The sequence below is a fragment of the Mycobacterium sp. TH-M82 genome, assembly GCF_057473605.1.
Genome location: NZ_JBYCKY010000843.1, coordinates 1 through 4,145, shown reverse-complemented (window position 1 = coordinate 4,145; position 4,145 = coordinate 1). Strand labels below are relative to the sequence as shown.

The window sequence follows — 4,145 nt, the reverse complement described above, 5'->3', positions numbered from 1 at the left end:
CTTCTCCAGACCGTACTCGCGCAGATAGCCGTAGCCGCCGTGCAACTGCAGCGCCTGGTCGGCGACGTCGAAACACGCGTCGGTGACGTAGCGTTTGGCCATCGCACACAGCTCGACCTTGTCGGCCGCGTCCTCGTCCAGCGCGCCGGCCGCCCGCCACAGCAGCAGCCGCGAGGTCTCCAGCGCGGTGGCCATGTCGGCCAGGCTGAACCGGATGGTGGGCTCGTCGAGCAGGGGGTGCCCGAACGCCTCCCGGTCGGCCAGATAGGCGACGGCCTTGTCGTGGGCAGCCTGCGCACCGCCCAGCGAGCACGCCGCGATGTTGATCCGGCCGCCGTTGAGCCCGTTCATCGCAATGGAGAAACCGCTGCCGGCACCGTCGGGGCCGCCCAGCATGGCGTCGGCGGGTACCCGCACATGATCGAACACCACCTGGGCGGTCGGCTGGGCGTTCCAGCCCATCTTCTGTTCGTGGGCGCCGAAACTCAGTCCAGGACGGTCCTTTTCGACGATGAAGGTGGAGATTCCGTGGTGGCCCGGCTGTGTTTGCGGGCCGGTGCGGGCCATCACCACGTACACCTGCGAGGCGCCGGCCCCGGAGATGAACTGCTTGACGCCGTCGAGCACGTAGTCCGAACCGTCGGCGACCGCGCCGGTCCGCAACGCACCGGCATCGGATCCGGCGCCCGGTTCGGTCAGGCAGTAGCTGGCGATGACGTCCATCGACGCCAGCCGGGGAACCCAGCTTTTGCGCTGCTCCTCGGTGCCGTAACGGTCGATCATCCAGGCGCACATGTTGTGGATGGACAGATATGCTGCGGTCGTCGGATCTGCGGTGGCCAGCTGCTCGAAGATGCGCACCCCGTCCAGGCGGCGCAGGCCGCTGCCGCCGACGTCGTCGCGGCAGTAGATGGCCGCCATCCCGAGCCCAGCGGCCTCTCGCAGCACATCTACCGGAAAATGTTGAGTGGCATCCCATTCCAGCGTGTATGGGGCAATCCTCTTCTCGGCGAACGTGGCTGCGGTCTCGACGATCTCCCGCTCGGCATCGTCGAGGCCGTGGCGGCCGGTCATTGCATGGTGGGCATGTGGAACTCCGCGCCGTCCTTGATGCCCGACGGCCAGCGCTGCGTGACGGTCTTGACTTTGGTGTAGAACTGGATCGACGAGGTGCCGTGCTGATTGAGGTCGCCGAAACCGGACCGCTTCCAACCGCCGAAAGTGTGATATGACACCGGAACCGGGATGGGCACGTTGACTCCGACCATGCCGACCTGTACCCGCGAGGTGAAGTCGCGGGCGGTGTCGCCGTCGCGGGTGAAGATCGCCACCCCGTTGCCGTACTCGTGCTCCGACGGCAGCCGCAGCGCCTCTTCGTAGTCGTGGGCGCGGAGGATGCACAGCACCGGCCCGAAGATCTCGTCGGTGTAGATCGACATCTCGGGGGTGACGTGGTCGAACAGCGTCGGCCCGACGAAGAAGCCGCCCTCCAGATTGGCGTCGCCGAACTGCATTTCGTCGCTGCCGCGGCCGCGGCCGTCGACCACCAGTTCGGCCCCGGAGGCAACGCCGGCGTCGATGTAGCCCTTGACCCGCTCGACGGCAGCAGAGTTGACCAGCGGACCGAAGTCGGCCTTGGGGTCGAGGCTGTAACCCACCCGCAGGTTGTTGATCCGCTCAACCAACCTGGCGCGCAACCGTTCCGCGGTCTGCTCACCGACCGGCACCGCGACGGAGATCGCCATGCACCGCTCCCCGGCGCTGCCGTAGCCGGCGCCGACCAGCGCATCGACGGCCTGGTCCAGGTCGGCGTCGGGCATCACGATCATGTGGTTCTTCGCACCGCCGAAGCACTGAGCGCGTTTGCCGTTGGCGGTCGCGGTGGCGTAGATGTACTGCGCGATGTCGGAGCTGCCGACGAACCCGACGGCGGCGATCATCGGATGGCGCAATAGCTCATCCACGGCCTCCTTGTCGCCCTGGACCACCTGCAGCACCCCCGGCGGCAGGCCCGCCTCGACGAACAGCTCGGCCAGCCGCACCGGCACCGACGGATCCCGTTCGGACGGTTTGAGGACGAACGCGTTGCCGCACGCCAGCGCCGGCCCGGCCTGCCACAGTGGGATCATCGCCGGGAAGTTGAACGGGGTGATACCGGCGACCACGCCCAGCGGCTGACGCAGCGAGTAGACGTCGATGCCCGGCCCGGCGCCCTCGGTGTGCTCACCCTTGAGCAGGTGCGGGATGCCGACACAGAACTCGACCACCTCGATGCCGCGCTGGATGTCGCCGCGGCTGTCGGCCAGGGTCTTGCCGTGCTCGCGGGAGAGCAGTTCGGCCAGCTCGTCGGCGTGGGAGTTGACCAGCTCGACGAAACGCATCATCACCCGGGCGCGGCGCTGCGGGTTGCGCGCCGCCCAGTCGGGCTGTGCTCGGGCGGCCGACGCCACTGCGGCGTCGACGTCGGCGGCGTCGGCCATCGCCAGCTTGGCCTGCACCTTGCCGGTGTTCGGGTCGAACACGTCGGAGGTTCGCCCTGACTGACCGGCGGTGCGCTTGCCGTCGATGAAATGCGGAATCTGCGTGGTCATGGTTGCCCTCGAAACGTGTGAAAAGCAGATACTAGGATATCCTAGTAAATTTCGGCGACGGTGGCAAGCCGATTCGGCTTTCACCCGCTGTTGGCCCGGTACGCCTCGAAATCGGCACCCACGTCGACATACCGCGACAACCTCGGCGTGCCATCACCTTCACCGGACGTCATCCGTAGATGCGGCCACGATGGTCGGCGTCGACGACGTGGATGCTGAGTTTGGCGTCGTCCGACGCTGACGTGTCCAGCTAGCCGTCTCGATAACGCGTGGAGTTGGCGGCCGACTGACTGCGTCACGCGTGGTCAGCGGTCCGCCATGACCGGATCCTATACGCGGGAGAAGCCAAACTCGGTAAAGTCGTTGACGTTTCGAGTGGCGAACTCGTCGACACCGTGGTGGCGCAACGTCAGTGCCAGGCGGGCATCGAAGAGGCGCCGGCGAGCGATTCCGGGCCTGGCCGCCACCGCCCACACCTGGGTCATCACCGGGGAGTTCTCGACGAGCGCCCACCGCCGGTTGCGGCGGAACGTCTGACAGACCTCCACCGCATCGGGGCCATCAAGTGGTTGCGTCACCACCGCGGGATTGCGCAGCAATTGGTACAGCTCCATCAGTACGAGTTCACAGATGGCGACGTCGGTCCGGCCAGTGCACTCGACGAGGAAGGCGGTGGCGGCGTCGTGTTCGGGACAATCCTGATTTTGGGCATACAGCAGGACATTCGTATCGATCGAGAGCACGGCAGACTCACGTCTGGTTGGCGAGTTCACGCCACGTTTCTTCGGATGCACGAAACGGACCGAGTCGACGCGGCGTGGGCGGCTGCCAGGCATCCGAGCCCACCGTCGATCACCGTCAGCCCGGCGGTGTCAGCCCCAGCGGCCCGGCCAGTTCGGTCAGCGTCGGCACCAGCCGCTGCCAGCCGCCAAGCACCTGCACCGTCACGTGATCGGCGCCGGCCGTCAGGTGCTCGTCCAGGCGGGCGGCGACGGCCGTGGCGGTGCCGTGGGCAACCACGGCGTCGACCAGCCGGTCGCTGCCGGGTGGGCGCACGTCGTCGTCGGTGAAACCGAGCCGGCGCCAGTTGTTCACGTAGTTCGACAAACGCAGGTACATGCCGATGGCGTCGTGTCCCAGAGTGCGCGCCTCGGTGGTGTCCGTGGACAGTACCACCTTGTGCTCCGGCGCCAGCAACACCGACGGGCCGACCAGTTCCCGTGCCCACGCGGTGTGTTCCGGGGTGGTCAGGTACGGGTGCGCTCCGGCACTGCGCTGTGCCGCCAGCGTCAACACCCGCGGGCCCAGGGCCGCGATGACGCGCCGGCCGGCGGGCACTGCGGCGGCGTCCAGCGCATCGAGATAGCCCACCAGCGCTTCATACGGGGTGCGGTACTGCTCGGTGTGCTCGGGATGGCCGACACCGATACCGAGCAGAAACCGGCCCGGGAAAGCCGCTTCGATGCGGCGATAGGACTCGGCGACCGGCTGCGCCGCCGCCGACCAGATGTTGACGATTCCGGTCGCCAGCTGCAGAGTCGACGTCGCCGCCAG

Annotated in this window: 4 protein-coding genes and 1 pseudogene; all 5 read right to left on the bottom strand. The window is 67.5% G+C overall.

The genetic code is table 11. The features are described 5' to 3' along the window. On the bottom strand, positions 1 to 1,074 hold a 1,074-nt coding region (locus AC2VON_RS24480; protein WP_486955157.1), incomplete at its 3' end, for an acyl-CoA dehydrogenase family protein. Next, entirely contained in the window at positions 1,071 to 2,591 is a 1,521-nt protein-coding gene (locus AC2VON_RS24475) for a CoA-acylating methylmalonate-semialdehyde dehydrogenase (RefSeq protein WP_486955156.1), read from the bottom strand. The genes AC2VON_RS24480 and AC2VON_RS24475, both read right to left, overlap by 4 nt. Positions 2,592 to 2,920: 329 nt before the next feature. Next, positions 2,921 to 3,334, bottom strand: coding sequence for a type II toxin-antitoxin system VapC family toxin (locus AC2VON_RS24470; RefSeq protein WP_486955155.1), 414 nt, complete (start codon positions 3,332 to 3,334; stop codon positions 2,921 to 2,923). 7 nt (positions 3,335 to 3,341) lie between these two features. Further along, positions 3,342 to 3,431: pseudogene (locus tag AC2VON_RS24465) on the bottom strand (antitoxin); the annotation flags it as partial. 18 nt (positions 3,432 to 3,449) lie between these two features. Continuing rightward, positions 3,450 to 4,145, bottom strand: a 696-nt coding sequence (locus AC2VON_RS24460) for an LLM class F420-dependent oxidoreductase (protein WP_486955154.1), incomplete at its 5' end; no start/stop codon positions are given.

Bases quoted from the DNA above. Each gene is read 5' to 3' on its own strand.
- AC2VON_RS24475 (WP_486955156.1), bottom strand. From the start codon at position 2,591: ATGACCACGCAGATTCCGCATTTCATCGACGGCAAGCGCACCGCCGGT.